Below are 15,207 nucleotides of genomic sequence, written 5' to 3'. Positions count from 1 at the left end.
CGAGCCGCCCCTATGAGCCTCAGCCCTTGGTCGGATTTTCCATGCAGGTGAGGGTTGGCTGGCCGTAACGCTCCAGCGTGGCGTCGTCCCCCTTGGTGAAGAAGGTGAGGTTTTGCCCTTCATAACGGGCGCCGCTGGCGCTGGGGGCTTCATAGGCGAGCACTTGTTGCTGCTTGTCGCCCTCGCTCAGGTTGATCACTGCGGCGGGCAGCTTGGCATCGTTATAGAAGTAGGTAGAGAGTGTGACGCTCTTGCCGCACTGGTAGTTGACCGGTGCCGGCACCATCAGCTGGCCGCCGCTGATCTGCAGTTCGGTGATCCGCAGCAGGTAGTTATCTTCCACACACTGGCGCAGATCCTGTCCCTTCCAGCAGTCGTTGCGACCCTTGATCCAGCCGCGCTGCATGGCGCGCTCTGTCTTGAGCTGTTCGGGAGAGAGCGCTGCAATCGCCTTGGGGTAGAGGGCCGCCAGTTCGTTATCGAGGGCGGCCAGTCCGGCATCCTTGCAGATCAGGGTTTCGACCGACCCGGAGGCTTTGGTGCAGTCAAAGGAGGGGGTTGCGGCACTGGCCAGCAGAGGGGCAAACAGCAGGGTGGCAAGCAAGGTCTTGTTCATCGATAGATTCCAGCAATGAGGAGGGCATATCTGCCTACTACAGCACACTCTACAGGGCAATGCAGCAGGGGAGCCGAGCGCATTTTGCTCTGCAGCATGTGCTGGCGACCGGTTTTGCCGCGGTACTCCAGTGGGGAAGGAAACTGTTGCTGGATGAGGCTGGCTTGTTTGAAAACTGGTCAGGAGAGGTCGCTATTTTGAGCATTCAGACAGGCCAGCAGCATTGTACTTTCACTCCTGTTCGAAAGGCGTGCTAGATTTGTGGCCTTTTCTTAATAACAAGAAGGTTAGCTATGTTCAGGTTGATGACGGGGGCCTTGCTGGCCATCATGCTGTCCGGTTGTGCGGCCATGTTTAACGGCACAAGTCAGCAGGTTTCCATTCGCAGTCAGGATCCCGATGCGGAGATCTACGTCAACGATATGTTGCTGGGCCACGGCAATGTGATCACCTCGTTCAAGAAGAAAGAGAATTACACCATCACGGTCAAGCGTGCTGATTGCTACTCGGTGACAGTGCCGGTCTCCAAGTCGTTCGATGCCACTACTCTGCTCGGGATCTTTGTCGATTTCGGCGTGGTCTCCATTCTGGTGGTCGATGGGGTCGGCACCGGCGCCTGGCAGAAGTTTGATCAGAATGCCTTTATCGTTGACCCCATCTGCAAGAAAGCCTGATCGTTATGGATGGGGCATCGGATGATGCATCCAGATACAGATCTTTGCTGATGTGAAAAACCCGACACTCCTGGCCGGAATGTCGGGTTTTTTGTTGCCGCGATAAAGGGGGAGGCGGGTTACCCGGTCGATCAGGCCAGCGCCAGTTGCTGACTGCGGGCGCGCCACAGCCGCTCGTGGAAGAAGAACACCACGGTGTTGATAGCCGGTTCGATCATCGCCATCACGCCGCCGGTGAGCAGCTCGCCGCTCAGCAGGAAGGCAACCCCGAAGGCCACCGAGAAATGGACCACCGCGAAGCTGCTGGTCTTGGCCTGCAGGCTGTGATTTGGCTTGAGCTTGTGCCAGCCAAGGTCATGAAAGTAGAAGGCGACCGTGTTGACGGCAGGCTCGATCAGGGCGATCAGGCTGGCGGTCAGCAGCTCACCGGTCAGCAGGTAGGCCACGGTAAAGGCGACACCGAAGTGCAGGATGGCAAAGCTGATGGTCTTTTTCATGATGGCGGCTCCCTTGGTTGATGGTGAGAGTATCCGCCGAAATGAGATTAAATGAAAACTATTCTCATCTACTGCCAGAATAGAGAGAACCTATCAACGGGCGAGTGGCCGGTGCGCTTCAGCGGTTGCCAATCGCAACCAAGGCGATAAAGTACAGGTTCTTCACACTTGCCCATGAAAAAGGATCTTTCATGAATATCAATGCCACCCTGCTTGGCCAGTTCATTGCGTTGCTAATGGTCATTGTCGGCCTCATCGCCTGGCGACTGGCGCGCAGCAAGAGCGAGCATCCGGCGCTGATCACCCTTATCTGCTCCCTGCTCTGTCTGTTTCCGCCCTTTGGCCTGCTGGCCCTGTTGCTGGTGGCGCTGAAACAGGATCTGCCCGTCCGCTCATAGGGCGGGCTGGTTCAGGCTGCCGCACACACCGGCTGCACCAATAGAAAAAGCCCCGTGATGGGGCTTTTGCTTTTTAACTCGGTGAGCAGAAGACCTTGGACACCCATCTTTTGGGTTCATCTTTTGGGTTAGGGCTATGCAACGCCTTGCTCAAAAAGGTGGGTGTCCCAGATTTTTCACACTTGCCCATGAAAAAGGATCTTTCATGAATATCAATGCCACCCTGCTTGGCCAGTTCATTGCGTTGCTGATGGTCATCGTCGGCGTCATCGCCTGGCGACTGGCGCGCCGCAAGAGCGAGCATCCGGCGCTGGTCACCCTTATCTGCTCCCTACTCTGTCTGTTTCCGCCCTTTGGCCCGCTGGCCCTGTTGCTGGTTGCGCTGAAACAGGATCTGCCCGCCCGCTCATAGGGCGTGCTGGTTCAGGCTGCTGCACACACCGGCCGCACCAATAGCAAAAGCCCCGTGATGGGGCTTTTGCTTTTTAACTCGGTGAGCGCCGTAGGGGCGGGAGAAGACCTTGGACACCCATCTTTTGGGTTCGGGGTATGCTACGCCTTGCTCAAAAAGGTGGGTGTCCCAGATTTGTTTAGATTTGTTTGGCGCAGCTTTGCTACGTCCGGCGCCGAAGGCGCGAAGTTCATTGATTTGTTATGTGCTTATTCCTTAGCGGTTACGCAACAATTTCTTCACACACCAAGAAAATCTCATGTCCATCATACTGCAAAGCTGGTCGCTGCTTGACCACGCTGACCACAACCGGTTTTAGGATGAAGTTGGCCATAGCCCGTTGTTCAGATTTAGCCGCGTGGATGATTTCCAGGGTTTTAGGCTGTAGGATTTCATCCAGGTTATTGTTCAAGTTTTGTAGTTCGTCCTTGGTCAGCATAAAGCTTACAGCCAGATATTCGAGCTGGCGCTGTACCAGCTTGAGCATCCGCACGCGGTCTTCTTCCATGAGCTTGCCGGCGATCTTGTTGGTAATGACCGAGGAAATCACCCCACCGATGATGCCGCCTGCGGTGCGGCCGAGCATGGCAGAGACTGGGCCAAATGGGCTGAATACGATGCCGCCGGCAATTGAGCCGATGGTGCCACCGGCAATGCCGGACGACACCACCGCGAGGTTCTTGATGAACTGGGCCTTGGAGATTCGGCCGCGGACCATCTTGACCATATCCGGGCCGGTAGTGACGGCGATCAGCACGATGGAGGTGATCACGGTGCCGCGCAGGGCTTTGTTGAGGCTGTTCTTGGAGCTGACGCCAAAGCCTTTTTGCAGCAGGCTGCGTTTGCTGTGCGACAGCGCTGAGACGTCGATCTTGCTCAGCACCTTCTGCACCACGGCGACCCGGTTGAGCTGTTGGGCGCCAACGTACACGGTCAGGCTTTTGCCGAAGGTTTTGCCGCCCTGGATGGCGGCGACCTTGAGTGCCTGCTTCTTGTCACCAGTGGAGGCGTAGTAGACGCAGGCGCTCAGGGCAAAGCTGATGCCGCCGGCCACCGCGCCAACAATCGCCCCTTCGGCGATGTCATAGGTGACCGATTCAAGGGTACCGAACTTGGTGATGTTCTTGGCCTGGTCGTAGGTCAGATGCCCTTTGACCACCAAGTCTTTGGCCTGCTCGGGGTCGCTGACGCCCGGGACCTTGCCGTCCTTGATCTTGTTTTTCATGGTTTCCACGGCTAGTTCGTACTGGTCCTTGGGCACCTCGATCTGCATGGGCTTGCCCTGGGCGTCCAGGTATTTGTAGCTGCCATTCTGCCCGTCGAACCCGGCCCCAACGCTACGTGCGGCGGTTTGGCAGTATTTGGTTTGCAGGCTGGCGCCATCGACCAGGCGGTCTGCGCCGTTCTTGGCATTGTCGCCGCCAACAAGTTCCGCCTTTTTCATCATCAGCTTGTCGATCCGATGGTTGGCGTTTTCAGCGGCAAAGCCGTGGCCCTGGCCGCCGGTGGCGAACAATTTGTGGTTGGCATCCAGCGCCGCGCCACCGGCCATCAGCACAAAACCACTGGTGGCGGCGCTGTCGAGAAAGTCCTTATAGGGCTTGTCTTTGATTTCCAGGCACAGGTTTTCGGTTTCGCGGCAGGTGCTGGAGCAGAACCATTCACCCTGCTCAGGCACGTGGCCCTCTTCGGCGTGCCCGCAGGAGGTGCATACCCTGATGTTGTCGATCTGTTTCAGCGGAACGAAGAAGGCGTCGGTGCCAATGCCGTAGATCACGCCCAGCCCTGCGCTGAATTCGAGAAAATCCCGGGCCTGTTCTTGATTCAGGCGGTAGGTCTGGCCGATCAGTTGTACCACGGCATCCAGATCCTGGCGGGCCGATGGGTTGATCATATGTTCGATACGCCGGCGGTTGTGCGCGTCCCACTCGGCCTTGAAGACCCAGGGGTCAGACAGAATCTCGTACTCGTGCAGCACGCCCCGCTCGACCAGCAGGACGATGCAGCCCTGATACAGCGCCTCGGCATCGGCCTGATCCAAGTGATGCTCATCGGCCAGCGTTTTACAGTGTTCCCGGGCGTTGAGTTGCTCGGTTTCGGACAGTGCGGCAAACGCCTGGGTGCAGAAGGTTCGGCGTTCGTGGCTGTCCATCAGGGCGTACAGTTGTACCAGCAAGGCAGCCACCCAGTAAGCACCGCCCAGCCAAGCTTGCAGGCCGTTCAGTGGCTCGATCGCGGCGGCAATCCAGGGTGAGATGATGGCGCACAGGGTCAGCAACAGGGCGGCATGGAACAGCGCCCAGCCTTGCCGCTCTTTCTTGAGCAGCAGGATCTGATTGGCGTTGATTGCATTGAGCCCGCGGGTCTTGAACACCGCACCGATGACCGCCAGCGCCAGCGACAGCGTGATCAGGTTGCGGTAGTAGCCAAAGCCCGAATCCTGCAGCCCGTAGTAACGCCCTTCCAGGTAGACCCAGCCAACCAGCAGGCTGAAACCACTCAGCATCAGGTAAGGCATAACCAGCTTGAGTCGCAGGGCGTTGGCGAACTTTTCCAGCAGAATCGCCAGCAAGGCGGCAGGCCCCATGAACACCGCAGCGACCATACCCAGTACGCCGCCGGCAACTACCACTATGAATTTGAACAGTTTTTTCAACAAGACAATGCCGACAACCAGCACGACCAACCCTAACAAGAGATGCAGCATCTTTCCCCCAAATCGTAAAAAATAAAACCATTAATTATTCTGGTTGCACTTCAAGATAGAAGTTTTAATCATCATCCTACGTGCACATAACGCTTTGCTCACCGGGAAATTAGGAGCGCAGCGAGTAATTTATCCGTGTGCAGCAATTTGTTATGCGATTAAGCAGAATGAGCAAAAGCGTTGGCCATATGGTGAAATTGTGACCAATTCTTGTAGAGAGTTATCTGCACCACCACCTATAGAAAATGAACCTTGCGCTGCAACTAAAAAGCCTCTGGATTTTAAGCGACCTATTGCTCCGACTATTGCATATTGGTCAACTCCAGGCTTATGAATGGCACCTACTTGAGTTTGTTGAGGTTGCGTTTTAATAAATGCCAATATTTCGCACTCTAGAAGAGACATATCTCCTAAAGAATCAAGAAAATACTTTCGCTCATCATAGTTATTAGTAATAGGGCTTTTTAGAGTGTTTTTGAAGTAATTTTTGAAAAACTGACGCTTTTCGTGAGTTGGCTCAACCTCAACCTTTTCATGTAAAGATTCCATTATTGCTTCTAGTGCAATGGGGTCTTGCTTTTCCATTGTCTGAACAGAATCTCGCATTCGCTCAACTTCTTGCGCTAACTCTTGATAGAAAGACTCTAGACGTTTAAAGCGTTTTTCTTGCTTTGTTCCAAAATAAAGAGATGCCATCGGTCCGCCAACATATGGTACCAGCTGCATTCCTGCTTGAAGCACAAGATCTCTTTTCTCATTGTTCGTTAATTTGTCTGACATATGTATCCTTTCGCATAACAGTGATTAGATGGAAGGCGGCATTAATCCGTTAGCAGAGAATTTCATATAACTCCGTAACATCTTCACCGCCGTCGAGTTAAAAGCATCATTACATCATAATGTTACCAGCTTACTTTTCGTAATAGGTGTATTCGCTTGACTTCCTCTTTTTACGCCACCGTTACTACTGTATGAAAAATCAGTTCTCAGCGCACTCTTGGCAAGCGCCGCCAAAGCACGCCTGCATGAGCAGGTCAGAAATAAACATAAGGCCGTCACTATGTTGACTGGGTGGTCGTGGGCAACGTTCGCTTACCCATTCCATCCGGCATGGCTACCGCCCCTGAATTTCAGCCTCCAGTCTGCTGCGTTTAATCAACGGGGTGTAGCTGGCATGGCTCATGGGGTGGCTCCAACGAGGAGTGTGTTGCCAATCGGGTATATTAGCGGTGGGCAGGCGGAGGGAAAGGACCAGATGGCCGATTTCTGAGCTAGATCGACTAATTAGTCAATAACGACTGATCTGGTATGCAGATGGGGCGGGTGCTGCCATTGGTGGGGAAAACAGTTAGTGGGTAAAAGCGCTGGTGGGTAATAAACAAGAAGCCCCTGAACGGGGCTTCTCTTTGCTGGCCATGCCGCCAATGTGAACGGCTTGGGTGAGCGACTTGCTGGCGCCTTGACCGGGCGCCGGAGCGAGCTGGTGCGGGCCTACTCTGCGGCCTTGTTCAGCCACTCCACCTTGTACTGGGCGCCTGCACCTTGCGCCAGCTTGGCGCACAGGGGTTTGAGGAAGGCTTCAATCTGCTCGTCCAGCATCCAGGGCGGGCTGATGATCAGCATGCCTGAGCCGTTCATGCCCCAGTCGGCAGTCTGACCAGCCACTTCCAGCTCGGCCACCAGCACGTTGCCGAAGTTTTCGCGCTTGATGGCGCGCAGCATGTCGCGGGATTTGTCCGCCTCTTGCCCAAGGATGGGATACCAGAGGGCATAAATGCCGGTCGCCCAGCGCTTCTGCGCCTTTTTCAGGGTATCGACCACGGCGAAGTAATCTTCCTTGAGCTCATAGGGCGGATCGATCAGCACCAGCCCGCGGCGCGGGGTCGGCGGCAGCAGGGCGATCAGCCCCTCGAAGCCGTCGCGGTGGTGCACGGCCACGCGAGGGTCGTAACCCATATTGGCGCGCAGATCTTCGACCTCGTTGTTGTGCAGCTCCATCAGCGCCAGCTTGTCCTGCTCGCGGGCGAGGCGGCGAGAGAGCTCCGGCGAGCCGGGGTAGTAGTGCAACTCGCCGTTCTGATTCATCTCCTCGATAACACCCAGATAGGGGGCCATGGCAGACCATTGGGCCCGCTCGTCCCACAGGCGGCCGATGCCGTCGGCATACTCGGCCTTCTTCTGGGACCAGTCGCCGCGCAGGTCGTAGAGACCGCCACCGGCATGGGTGTCCAGCACGATGAAGGGTTTCTCCTTCTTCTTGAGGGACTCGATGATCAGGGCCTGAACGGCGTGTTTCAGCACGTCGGCATGGTTGCCGGCGTGATAGGCGTGGCGATAACTCAGCATATTAGATCTCTGAGGGGGCCCTGCTGGGCACCCAGTAACGATAGATAGTTCAACAAATTGCGGCTGTTGCCGCGAAACAGGGAGAGGCTGCGCAGGGTCTGCAACAGGACGCCCTGTTGCAGCCGCTCCAGCTCCAGCTCGTGGGCCAGCATCGACTGATACTGCTGCTCGTCGAGTCGCGTCTTGGCGCTCTGGCGCAGGGCGCGCCACGGGGTCAGCACCGCCTCGGTCTGCACCAGCGCCGGTTGCAGGTCGGTGAGATCGACCACGATGCCGAGCTGATCGAGCCGGTGCAGCAGCAGCGCCAGATTGACGTTGCCCCCCTGCTCCTGCACGGTGAGCCAATCCTGGCTGCGCTCACCATAGACCTTGCCGCTCCAGTGCCAGAAGCCGATCGGCGTCGGCAATTCGTGGACCGCGACTCGCTCGCTAGCCATCAGCTGTTCGTCACGCAAAGAAGGCTTGCTCCATGGTTTCCAGCTCTTCGGAGAGGCTCATCCACTCCAGCTCCACCTCTTCCAGCTGCTCCTTGAGGGGGCCCTGGGATTTGAGCAGCTCGGAGAGCTTGGTTTTAGCGCTCTCTTCGTAGATGGCGGGGTCGGCCAGCTGGCTCTCGATGTCGCCAAGCTTGCCTTGCAGCTTCTCCATGCTCGCTTCGAGCTTTTCCAGCTTCTGGCGCAGGGGACGGGTTTGCTGGCGGAACTCCGCTTCGCGCCGTTTCTGATCCTTGCGCGCCACCGCCGAGTTGGCAGAGACGGGGCCATCGGCCGGTTTGGCGTTGGCCTCTTTCTCCTGCTCGCCGAGCCACTTGTGGTAGTCGTCCAGATCGCCGTCGAACGGCTCGACCCGGCCACCGTGTACCAGATAGAAGTCGTCGGTGGTGGTGCGCAGCAGGTGACGGTCGTGGGAGACCACTACCATGGCCCCTTCGAAGCCTTGCAGCGCCATGGTGAGGGCGTGGCGCATCTCCAGATCCAGGTGGTTGGTCGGTTCATCGAGCAGCAAGAGGTTGGGCTTTTGCCAGGTGATCAGCGCCAGCACCAGCCGCGCTTTTTCGCCGCCGGAGAAGGGCGCCACCTTGTCGAGCGCCTTGTCACCGTGAAAACCGAAGCTGCCTAGATAGTTGCGCAGCTCCTGCTCGGTCTTGTCCGGAGCGAGGCGGGCCAGATGATCGAGCGGGGAATCATCGAGACGCAGGGTCTCCAGCTGATGCTGGGCGAAGTAGCCGATGCTCACCCCGGCGCTCACTTCGAGTTTGCCCGACAGCGGCGGGTTGGAGCCCGACAGCATCTTGATAAAGGTCGATTTACCGGCGCCGTTGCGACCGAGCAGACCGATGCGCGAACCCGGTACCAGATTGAGTTTGATCTTCTCCAGGATCACCTTGTCGCCGTAACCGGCAGAGAGGTTCTCCATGGCGATGAGCGGGGTCGGCAGGGCCGACGGCTCGCGAAACTCGAAGCTGAATTCGGAGTCTGCGTGGGCGGGCAGGATCTTCTCCATCCGCTCCATCGCTTTCAGGCGGCTCTGGGCCTGACGGGCCTTGGAAGCCTTGTAGCGGAAGCGGTCCACATACGCCTGCATGTGGGACATCTCCCGCTGCTGTTTCTCGTACATGGACTGCTGCTGGGCCAGATGTTCGGCGCGCTGCAGTTCGAAGTCGGAGTAGCCGCCGGTGTATTCGTTGAGCTTGCCGTTCTCGATATGGATGATGCGGCTGATGACCGAATCGAGGAAATCACGGTCGTGAGAGATGAGCACCAACGTGCCCTGATAGCCCTTGAGCCACTTCTCCAGCCAGATCACCGCATCGAGATCCAGGTGGTTGGTCGGTTCATCCAGCAGCAGCAGATCGGAGCGGCAGAGCAGCGCCTGGGCGAGGTTCAGGCGCATGCGCCAGCCACCGGAGAAGCTGCGCACCGGCGAGCTCAACTGCTCATCGCTGAAACCGAGGCCGTGCAACAGTTCGGCGGCGCGGGCGCGAATGCTGTAGGCGCCTATGGTATCGAGGCGACCGTGCAGCTCGGCCACCAGCAGCCCATTGTCATCCTTCTCGGCTTGCGCCAGCTGGGCTTCCAGCGAGCGGAACTCCTTGTCGCCGTCGATCACGTAGTCGAGGGCGGAGCAATCGAGCGCCGGAGTCTCCTGCGCCACGCCCGCAATCTGCCAGCCAGCGGGCAGGCTGAAGGTGCCGCTGTCGATGGCCAGCTCGCCCCGTACCAGTGCAAAAAAGGTGGACTTGCCACAGCCGTTTTTGCCCACCAGACCCACTTTGTGGCCGGGGTGAATGGTGGCGGAGGCGTTGTCCAGCAGCTTGCGGCCGCCGCGGATCAGTTCGATTTGACTGGCAACTATCATGGGTGGGATCTGCTTGCTCAAAATGGAGGAGAAAAACTGGCGCGGATCTTACGTGAAATGACGCTGATTTGCACTGTAGCGAAGGGCTGGCCACTGGCTGGCGCTGCAAAAACATGCCATAACAGAGAAACCAGTTTGGTAACGGGAGGTTAGCATGCATATCAGGGATATTATGACGACCCGGGTCGCCACCGTTTCAATGGATGATCGACTCAGTGTCATCAAGGATATCTTCGAGCAGGCTCACTTTCGCCACCTGCTGGTACTGGAGGAGGGGGATCTGGTGGGGGTCATCTCGGATCGGGATCTGTTCCGTGCCATCAGCCCCTATCTCGACTCCGAAGCCGAGATGAGCCGCGATACCGAAACCCTCAACAAGCGGGCCCACCAGATCATGAGTCGTCAGCTCGTCACCATCGCTCCCCATCTCACCGTGCGCGACGGCGTCAAGCTGATGCTGGAGAAGGGGGTCTCCTGCCTGCCAGTGCTGGAGAATGGCGCCCTGGTCGGCATCATCAGCTGGAAGGATTTTCTCAAGGCGGCGCTGGAGAGTGATGCGCTGGTTTGAGCCCAACGCTCATCGCCATCAGCTGACAGAGAACCAATATAGAGAGAGGGGAGCCAAGGCTCCCCTCTCTCTATATTGGCTTTGCCGACAATGCCGGTTTGCACGCCGCTTGCATCATCATGGCTCGGGCTGCCCTGCGACAAGACAGGAGGGGCCGCTGCCGGAGAGGTGCGGCTGAAGATGGGTGCGGATCTCCTGCAGGGTGCGCTGGTACTGCTGGGCATGCTGATCGAGAAACGCGGGGCTGTGCTTGAGGCGCCGCTCCAGGGTATCGACCAGCAGCGCCACCCTGGGTGCGGCCATACCCGCAGGCCAGCAGTGTTGCAGCAGCTCCAGCAGTTGCCAGGCATCGCCCGGCAGGGCGGGGAACTCCTCCAGCAGCTGCAAGCCCGCTTGCAGGGCTGTCTGATATTGGCTGGCCTGCATCGCCTTGTGGCGCAGCTGGCGCAGTTCGCTCAGCCGTTGTTCTCTCGCCGTCAGACGCTGGCCCAGCTCGGCCACCAGATGGTGGAACAGCTGGCGGGTGAGCGGGTGGGGCGCAACCCTGACGCGGTATTGGGTCAGCTGGGTCAGGTAGCGCTGGGCGTGGTGGGGCAAACCGCAGAACTGGCTGACCGCAAAGCCGAGCAGCAGGGTGAGGTGGTTGTCGCTCCCCTCATCTGGCTGGTGGTGGGCAATCAGGATCAGCGCCTCGTCGAAGCGGTAATCCAGCCCCAGCATCAACGCTTGCAGCAGCTCATATTCGTGGGGTTGCAGGTGGACGGTGCGCTTGAGGTGCTCCCACTCCTGTTGCAGGGAGCGGATCCGGTTGCTGGAAGGGGCGTGCCACAGCACCGCCAGACTGGCATTGAGCATGAAGCTGTCGATGGCGAGCCGGACGCGCTGCTCGCTGAAATGGCGCAGGGTCAGGCTGTTGGCCTGCTCCAGCACCTTCTCCTCATCCTGCAGCACCAGCCCGAGCAACATCGCCAGCTGATGCCAGCGCGGCTGATGGGGGCGGATCTGCAGCAGCTCTCCCATGGTCTCCCAGGCCGCCAGCCAGTGATGCTGGTGCAGCTGGCTGGCGAGTTGCAGCTCCAGCCGGGTGGCCATCGAGACGCTGGCCTGATGGCGCTGCAAGTCGGTCCGGGCGCTTTGCAATTTGCCGAGCCCCAGCATGGCGTAGAAGAGCCCGGCCCTTGGCCAGCTCGCCTGATACTCGTTGGCACAGAGGGCATAGTGCTGGGCGGCGGTGATCCGCTCGGCTGATTGCAGCAGCAGATAGCCCTTGAGCCGATCCAGCCAGGGGGTCAGCGAGCGATTCTCCCGTTGAAACAGCAGGTCTTCACAGAGGGCGGTAGCCAGTTGCCACTCCCGCAGCAGAATGGGGGCGGCCAGCGTGCGGGTCAGGTTGCTTAACTTCACCAGCTGGCCGAGCACCGCGGTGAGCTGCTGGGTCATGAAGGGGAGGGGCAGATAGAGGGAGAAGTAGAGATCCGAGGGGAGAAACTCCTGCTCGCTCTGATCGGCATCGAGCAGCAGCAATACGCAACCGGGTTGCAGCAGGCCGAGATAGTGCGCTTCGTGCAGCAGCCGGGCTCCGTCAAGATCCTGCTGTTTGTCCTGCTGACAGATGATGGCGTCGTAGGCGTGCTGTTGCAGCAGGGCCAGCAGGCCACTGCGCTCGTGGTTTGGATGGCTGTGGTAGTGGATCCGATCGGCGGGCACCCCCTGTTCGGTCAGTTCCCGGGTGATGGCGCTACGGAGCAGGGGATCCTCTTCGAGCAGCAGTATCGTCATGCAGGTACTTCCTGTGAGCAAACCATTAGGTTGATTATGGTAGACCCAAGAGGAACATAGGCACAGCACTCGCTGAGTGAAAAGCTGACAGTAGTCAGCAGTGTGCTGGAGGGCGCACTATGGGCTGTTATTTCAATCGGTTATGCCTCCTCTCAGGGTGGCAACCTGTTATTGCCGAGGGCGGGCCTGTGCCCCGAAGGGGCAATCGCTCTGGCGGATCAGCCGTGACCCCTTGCCCTGTTCCCCCAGCCAGCTTAATTCCAGCTTGCCGAGGCGACCCAGATGGCGCAGCTCGAACTCGTAGCGCTGGCAGAGGTTGTCCTGGGGCAGGCTCGCCATCCCCGCTGGCAGACGGTATTGATAGCGCAGGAGTGGCCCATCTTCCAGCTTGCTGGCCACCGGCACCAGCCCCTCTGGCGTGGGCTGCGGCGCCCCGAGTGCGCGGCGCAAACTGAGCGGCGCATCGATCGCCTTTTGATAGTGCAGGCCGTTCATCGCCGCCAGCTCCTCTTCCAGTCGTTGCAACTTCCCTTCCAGTCCATTGAGCGCGGCCCCCAGCTGCTGGTGGGTCGTTGACGAGGCGCAGCCACCCAACAACAGGGTGGCAAGCAGCAGGGCGGCTCTGATGGGGGGCACGGCATCTCCTTGGCTATGGCGATGAAGCGTGAAGGTCAGGTCGGCTGGCCCTGACTATAGCAGGGGATTGCTGGGGGGCGTCCCCTGCAGCAGTTGGGCCAGACGGGCCAGCCCTTCGCCGACTCGGGCGTCGGTGGCGGGTTGGCTCAGGCTCAGGCGCACCCCCTGCGGAGCGGCAAACTGACCGGCGGCGAAGTGTTCCCCGCTCGCCACGCCAACGTCAAGGGCATCGGCGGCGGCAGCAAACTGCTGGCTGCGCCAGGGCTCAGGCAGTGGCAGCCAGGCGTGCATGCTGCCCGGCTGCCAGCGGGCGGCGGGCAGCAGGTGGCGCAGCAGTTCGCCACGGCGTTTGAGGATCTCCCGCTGCTGCTCGACCAGCGGCATGATCTGGCGCTGACTGACCATTTTGCAGGCGAGCTCGATCAGCAGCGGGCTCACCATCCAGCTCGACAGCCGCATGGTCTGGGCGAAGGCGCTGCGCAGGGCGGGGGGCGTCAGCACGAAGCCCACCCGCAGACCGCCGCAGGCGATCTTGGCCAGACTACCCAGATAGATGACCCGCTCCGGCGCCAGATTGACCAGAGGGATCACCGGTTGCTGGGGCAGCAGGCCGTTGACGTCATCCTCGATGATCAGCAGATCGTGGCGACGGGCGATGGCGACGATGGCCTCCCGCCGCGCCAGACTCATGATGGCGGTGGTGGGGTTTTGCAGGGTTGGCGTGAGGTAGAGCAGCTTGGCCCGGCGGGTACGGCAGGCGGCGTCCAGCGCCTCGGGCAGCAGCCCCTCCTCATCCATCGCCAGTCCCACCACCTGATTCTTCAGTTGGCGAGCGTTACCCAGCATACCGGGGTAGCTCAGCCCCTCGCACAGGATGGTCTCCCCCACGCAGCCGGTCGCCAGCAGCGCCAGTATGATGCCGTGCTGGGCGCCGTGGCTGAACAGCAGGCGATCCTCACTGCAGGCCACCCCTTGCTCCGCCAGCCAGTTGACGAACTGCTGGCGCTGATCCGGTCGTCCCGCCTCCTTGTCGTAGCCGAGCAGGGCGTTGAGATCCCCGTCCGCCACTTCCCCCAGCATGGGGCGAATGATGGCCGCCCGATCCAGCTGCACCGGCAGGTTTTGCCACAGCTCGATGCGGTGCCCCTCCTCCTGGCGGATCACCCACTCATTGGCGGGATCCGTGTTCGCTCCCTTGACCCAGGTGCCGTGACCCACCCGGGCGGCCAGCAGGCCGCGCCGCTCCGCCTCGCTGTAGGCGCGGGTGACGGTGCCGACGGTGACACCCAGACGATCCGCCAGGGATCGGTGGGTAGGCAATCGGGTCTGTGGTGGCAGCTCGCCATTCACGATCCCCTGTTCGATCGCTTTGACCAGCTTGAGGTAGAGGGGGCCATCGAAGGCAGCAAGGTCGGGTGTCCAGATTGTCATGGTGACAATAAATCCATTGATCAAAATTTGTTGTCAATATAGCGTGAATTTCAACCTGATAACAACCAAATAGCACACATTGTATCGATACAATGTGGCGAGCAAGGAGTCACAATATGACGATGGAGTGGTATGTCACCCTGTTCGGTTTTGCCGTACTCACCTGCGGTACGCCGGGGCCCAACAACCTGATGTTGACGGCCTCCGGCGCCAACTTCGGGGTGCGTCGCACCCTGCCACATCTGCTCGGGGTGGGGCTGGGGCAGCCGGTGTTGCAACTGGTGCTGGCGCTGGGGCTTTATCCGCTGTTCGAGCGCTGGCCTTTATTACGCCTCGGTTTGCAGATCTTCGGCAGCCTCTATCTGCTGTGGCTGGCGTGGCGTATCGCGGTGGCCGGGGCGCCGGGGGATCCGGCCCGGAGGGCCCGTCCGCTAACCATGCTGGAGGGGCTGGGCTTTCAGTTTCTCAATCCCAAGGCGTGGATGATGGGGATCTCCGCCATCAGTCTGTTCAGCCTGCCCGGCGCCAGTTACTGGTCGAGTCAGCTGGCAGTGATGGTCATGTTTGTACTGGTGGCCCTGCCGGTCTGCTTTGTCTGGGTACTGTTCGGCCATCAGCTGAGCAACTGGATCAGCTCGGATCGGGGCTGGCGCCGACTCAACGGATCCCTCGGTCTGCTGACGGCGCTCTGCGTGGTGATGCTCTGGTATTGAGCCGTGTTGTGCTGATGGGGGAGGTGGCCTAGA

At 59.3% G+C, this 15,207-nt stretch carries 15 protein-coding genes; 5 read left to right on the top strand and 10 right to left on the bottom strand.

All coding sequences use genetic code 11. The annotated features are described in order from the left end of the window. Positions 1-19: 19 nt before the first annotated feature. On the bottom strand, positions 20-616 hold the full coding sequence (locus ACTG2S_RS18345) for an MliC family protein (RefSeq protein WP_047439463.1): 597 nt from the start codon (positions 614-616) through the stop codon (positions 20-22). A gap of 293 nt (positions 617-909) precedes the next feature. On the opposite strand from ACTG2S_RS18345, the gene ACTG2S_RS18340 reads away from it, so the two are divergent. Continuing rightward, complete coding sequence (locus tag ACTG2S_RS18340; protein ID WP_005335561.1) at positions 910-1,290, top strand: hypothetical protein; 381 nt, start codon at positions 910-912, stop codon at positions 1,288-1,290. Between the two features lie 131 nt (positions 1,291-1,421). On the opposite strand, the gene ACTG2S_RS18335 is transcribed toward ACTG2S_RS18340, so the two are convergent. Next, a complete protein-coding gene (locus ACTG2S_RS18335; RefSeq protein WP_042084552.1) occupies positions 1,422-1,787 on the bottom strand; it encodes a DUF2061 domain-containing protein in 366 nt (121 codons plus the stop codon). A gap of 191 nt (positions 1,788-1,978) precedes the next feature. Between ACTG2S_RS18335 and ACTG2S_RS18330 the strand changes: the two genes are divergently transcribed. Together ACTG2S_RS18330 and ACTG2S_RS18325 are read left to right on the top strand one after the other, a co-directional pair. Further along, a complete protein-coding gene (locus ACTG2S_RS18330) occupies positions 1,979-2,185 on the top strand; it encodes a hypothetical protein (RefSeq protein WP_110303509.1) in 207 nt (68 codons plus the stop codon). A gap of 205 nt (positions 2,186-2,390) precedes the next feature. Next, positions 2,391-2,597: a hypothetical protein gene (locus ACTG2S_RS18325; protein WP_201995637.1), complete on the top strand. Its 207-nt coding sequence runs from the start codon at positions 2,391-2,393 to the stop codon at positions 2,595-2,597. A 262-nt stretch (positions 2,598-2,859) separates the two neighbouring features. On the opposite strand, the gene ACTG2S_RS18320 is transcribed toward ACTG2S_RS18325, so the two are convergent. From ACTG2S_RS18320 to ACTG2S_RS18300, 5 genes are all read right to left on the bottom strand, one after another. Then, complete coding sequence (locus tag ACTG2S_RS18320) at positions 2,860-5,343, bottom strand: hypothetical protein (protein ID WP_439983072.1); 2,484 nt, start codon at positions 5,341-5,343, stop codon at positions 2,860-2,862. A 150-nt stretch (positions 5,344-5,493) separates the two neighbouring features. Next, entirely contained in the window at positions 5,494-6,123 is a 630-nt protein-coding gene (locus ACTG2S_RS18315; RefSeq protein WP_439983071.1) for a hypothetical protein, read from the bottom strand. A gap of 711 nt (positions 6,124-6,834) precedes the next feature. After that, positions 6,835-7,689 carry a 23S rRNA (adenine(2030)-N(6))-methyltransferase RlmJ gene (locus ACTG2S_RS18310; RefSeq protein WP_439983070.1) on the bottom strand — a complete coding sequence of 285 codons (855 nt, stop codon included), beginning with the start codon at positions 7,687-7,689 and terminating at the stop codon, positions 6,835-6,837. After that, complete coding sequence (locus ACTG2S_RS18305; protein ID WP_005343337.1) at positions 7,683-8,144, bottom strand: DUF2390 domain-containing protein; 462 nt, start codon at positions 8,142-8,144, stop codon at positions 7,683-7,685. The genes ACTG2S_RS18310 and ACTG2S_RS18305 overlap by 7 nt, the downstream gene beginning before the upstream one ends. After that, on the bottom strand, positions 8,137-10,047 hold the full coding sequence (locus ACTG2S_RS18300; protein WP_439983069.1) for an ABC transporter ATP-binding protein: 1,911 nt from the start codon (positions 10,045-10,047) through the stop codon (positions 8,137-8,139). Before ACTG2S_RS18300 ends, ACTG2S_RS18305 begins: the two co-directional genes overlap by 8 nt. A gap of 154 nt (positions 10,048-10,201) precedes the next feature. On the opposite strand from ACTG2S_RS18300, the gene ACTG2S_RS18295 reads away from it, so the two are divergent. Further along, positions 10,202-10,615, top strand: a complete 414-nt coding sequence (locus ACTG2S_RS18295) for a CBS domain-containing protein (protein WP_439983067.1) — start codon at positions 10,202-10,204, stop codon at positions 10,613-10,615. A 117-nt stretch (positions 10,616-10,732) separates the two neighbouring features. On the opposite strand, the gene ACTG2S_RS18290 is transcribed toward ACTG2S_RS18295, so the two are convergent. The 3 genes from ACTG2S_RS18290 to ACTG2S_RS18280 form a co-directional block, all read right to left on the bottom strand. After that, positions 10,733-12,394 (bottom strand): hypothetical protein, encoded by a 1,662-nt coding sequence (locus ACTG2S_RS18290; protein ID WP_421299492.1) that lies wholly within the window; start codon positions 12,392-12,394, stop codon positions 10,733-10,735. Positions 12,395-12,562: 168 nt separating this feature from the next. Next, positions 12,563-13,030: a hypothetical protein gene (locus ACTG2S_RS18285; protein ID WP_439983065.1), complete on the bottom strand. Its 468-nt coding sequence runs from the start codon at positions 13,028-13,030 to the stop codon at positions 12,563-12,565. 54 nt (positions 13,031-13,084) lie between these two features. Continuing rightward, positions 13,085-14,461 (bottom strand): PLP-dependent aminotransferase family protein, encoded by a 1,377-nt coding sequence (locus tag ACTG2S_RS18280; RefSeq protein WP_439983064.1) that lies wholly within the window; start codon positions 14,459-14,461, stop codon positions 13,085-13,087. 116 nt (positions 14,462-14,577) lie between these two features. Between ACTG2S_RS18280 and ACTG2S_RS18275 the strand changes: the two genes are divergently transcribed. Then, positions 14,578-15,174 carry a LysE family translocator gene (locus tag ACTG2S_RS18275; RefSeq protein WP_005335536.1) on the top strand — a complete coding sequence of 199 codons (597 nt, stop codon included), beginning with the start codon at positions 14,578-14,580 and terminating at the stop codon, positions 15,172-15,174. The last annotated feature ends 33 nt before the right edge of the window (positions 15,175-15,207 follow it).

Source organism: Aeromonas sp. 82P (genome assembly GCF_051919365.1).
Taxonomy (GTDB): Bacteria; Pseudomonadota; Gammaproteobacteria; order Enterobacterales; family Aeromonadaceae; genus Aeromonas; species Aeromonas veronii.
Note: the sequence above shows the minus strand (reverse complement) of the source record. Positions and strands in the feature narration are given on the sequence as shown.

Excerpts from the sequence above, each read along its gene's own strand:
- ACTG2S_RS18345 (WP_047439463.1), bottom strand. The coding sequence starts at position 616 with ATGAACAAGACCTTGCTTGCCACCCTGCTGTTTGCCCCTCTGCTGGCC.
- ACTG2S_RS18340 (WP_005335561.1), top strand. The coding sequence starts at position 910 with ATGTTCAGGTTGATGACGGGGGCCTTGCTGGCCATCATGCTGTCCGGT.
- ACTG2S_RS18335 (WP_042084552.1), bottom strand. The coding sequence starts at position 1,787 with ATGAAAAAGACCATCAGCTTTGCCATCCTGCACTTCGGTGTCGCCTTT.
- ACTG2S_RS18330 (WP_110303509.1), top strand. The coding sequence starts at position 1,979 with ATGAATATCAATGCCACCCTGCTTGGCCAGTTCATTGCGTTGCTAATG.
- ACTG2S_RS18325 (WP_201995637.1), top strand. The coding sequence starts at position 2,391 with ATGAATATCAATGCCACCCTGCTTGGCCAGTTCATTGCGTTGCTGATG.
- ACTG2S_RS18320 (WP_439983072.1), bottom strand. The coding sequence starts at position 5,343 with ATGCTGCATCTCTTGTTAGGGTTGGTCGTGCTGGTTGTCGGCATTGTC.
- ACTG2S_RS18315 (WP_439983071.1), bottom strand. The coding sequence starts at position 6,123 with ATGTCAGACAAATTAACGAACAATGAGAAAAGAGATCTTGTGCTTCAA.
- ACTG2S_RS18310 (WP_439983070.1), bottom strand. The coding sequence starts at position 7,689 with ATGCTGAGTTATCGCCACGCCTATCACGCCGGCAACCATGCCGACGTG.
- ACTG2S_RS18300 (WP_439983069.1), bottom strand. The coding sequence starts at position 10,047 with ATGATAGTTGCCAGTCAAATCGAACTGATCCGCGGCGGCCGCAAGCTG.
- ACTG2S_RS18295 (WP_439983067.1), top strand. The coding sequence starts at position 10,202 with ATGCATATCAGGGATATTATGACGACCCGGGTCGCCACCGTTTCAATG.
- ACTG2S_RS18290 (WP_421299492.1), bottom strand. The coding sequence starts at position 12,394 with ATGACGATACTGCTGCTCGAAGAGGATCCCCTGCTCCGTAGCGCCATC.
- ACTG2S_RS18280 (WP_439983064.1), bottom strand. The coding sequence starts at position 14,461 with ATGACAATCTGGACACCCGACCTTGCTGCCTTCGATGGCCCCCTCTAC.
- ACTG2S_RS18275 (WP_005335536.1), top strand. The coding sequence starts at position 14,578 with ATGACGATGGAGTGGTATGTCACCCTGTTCGGTTTTGCCGTACTCACC.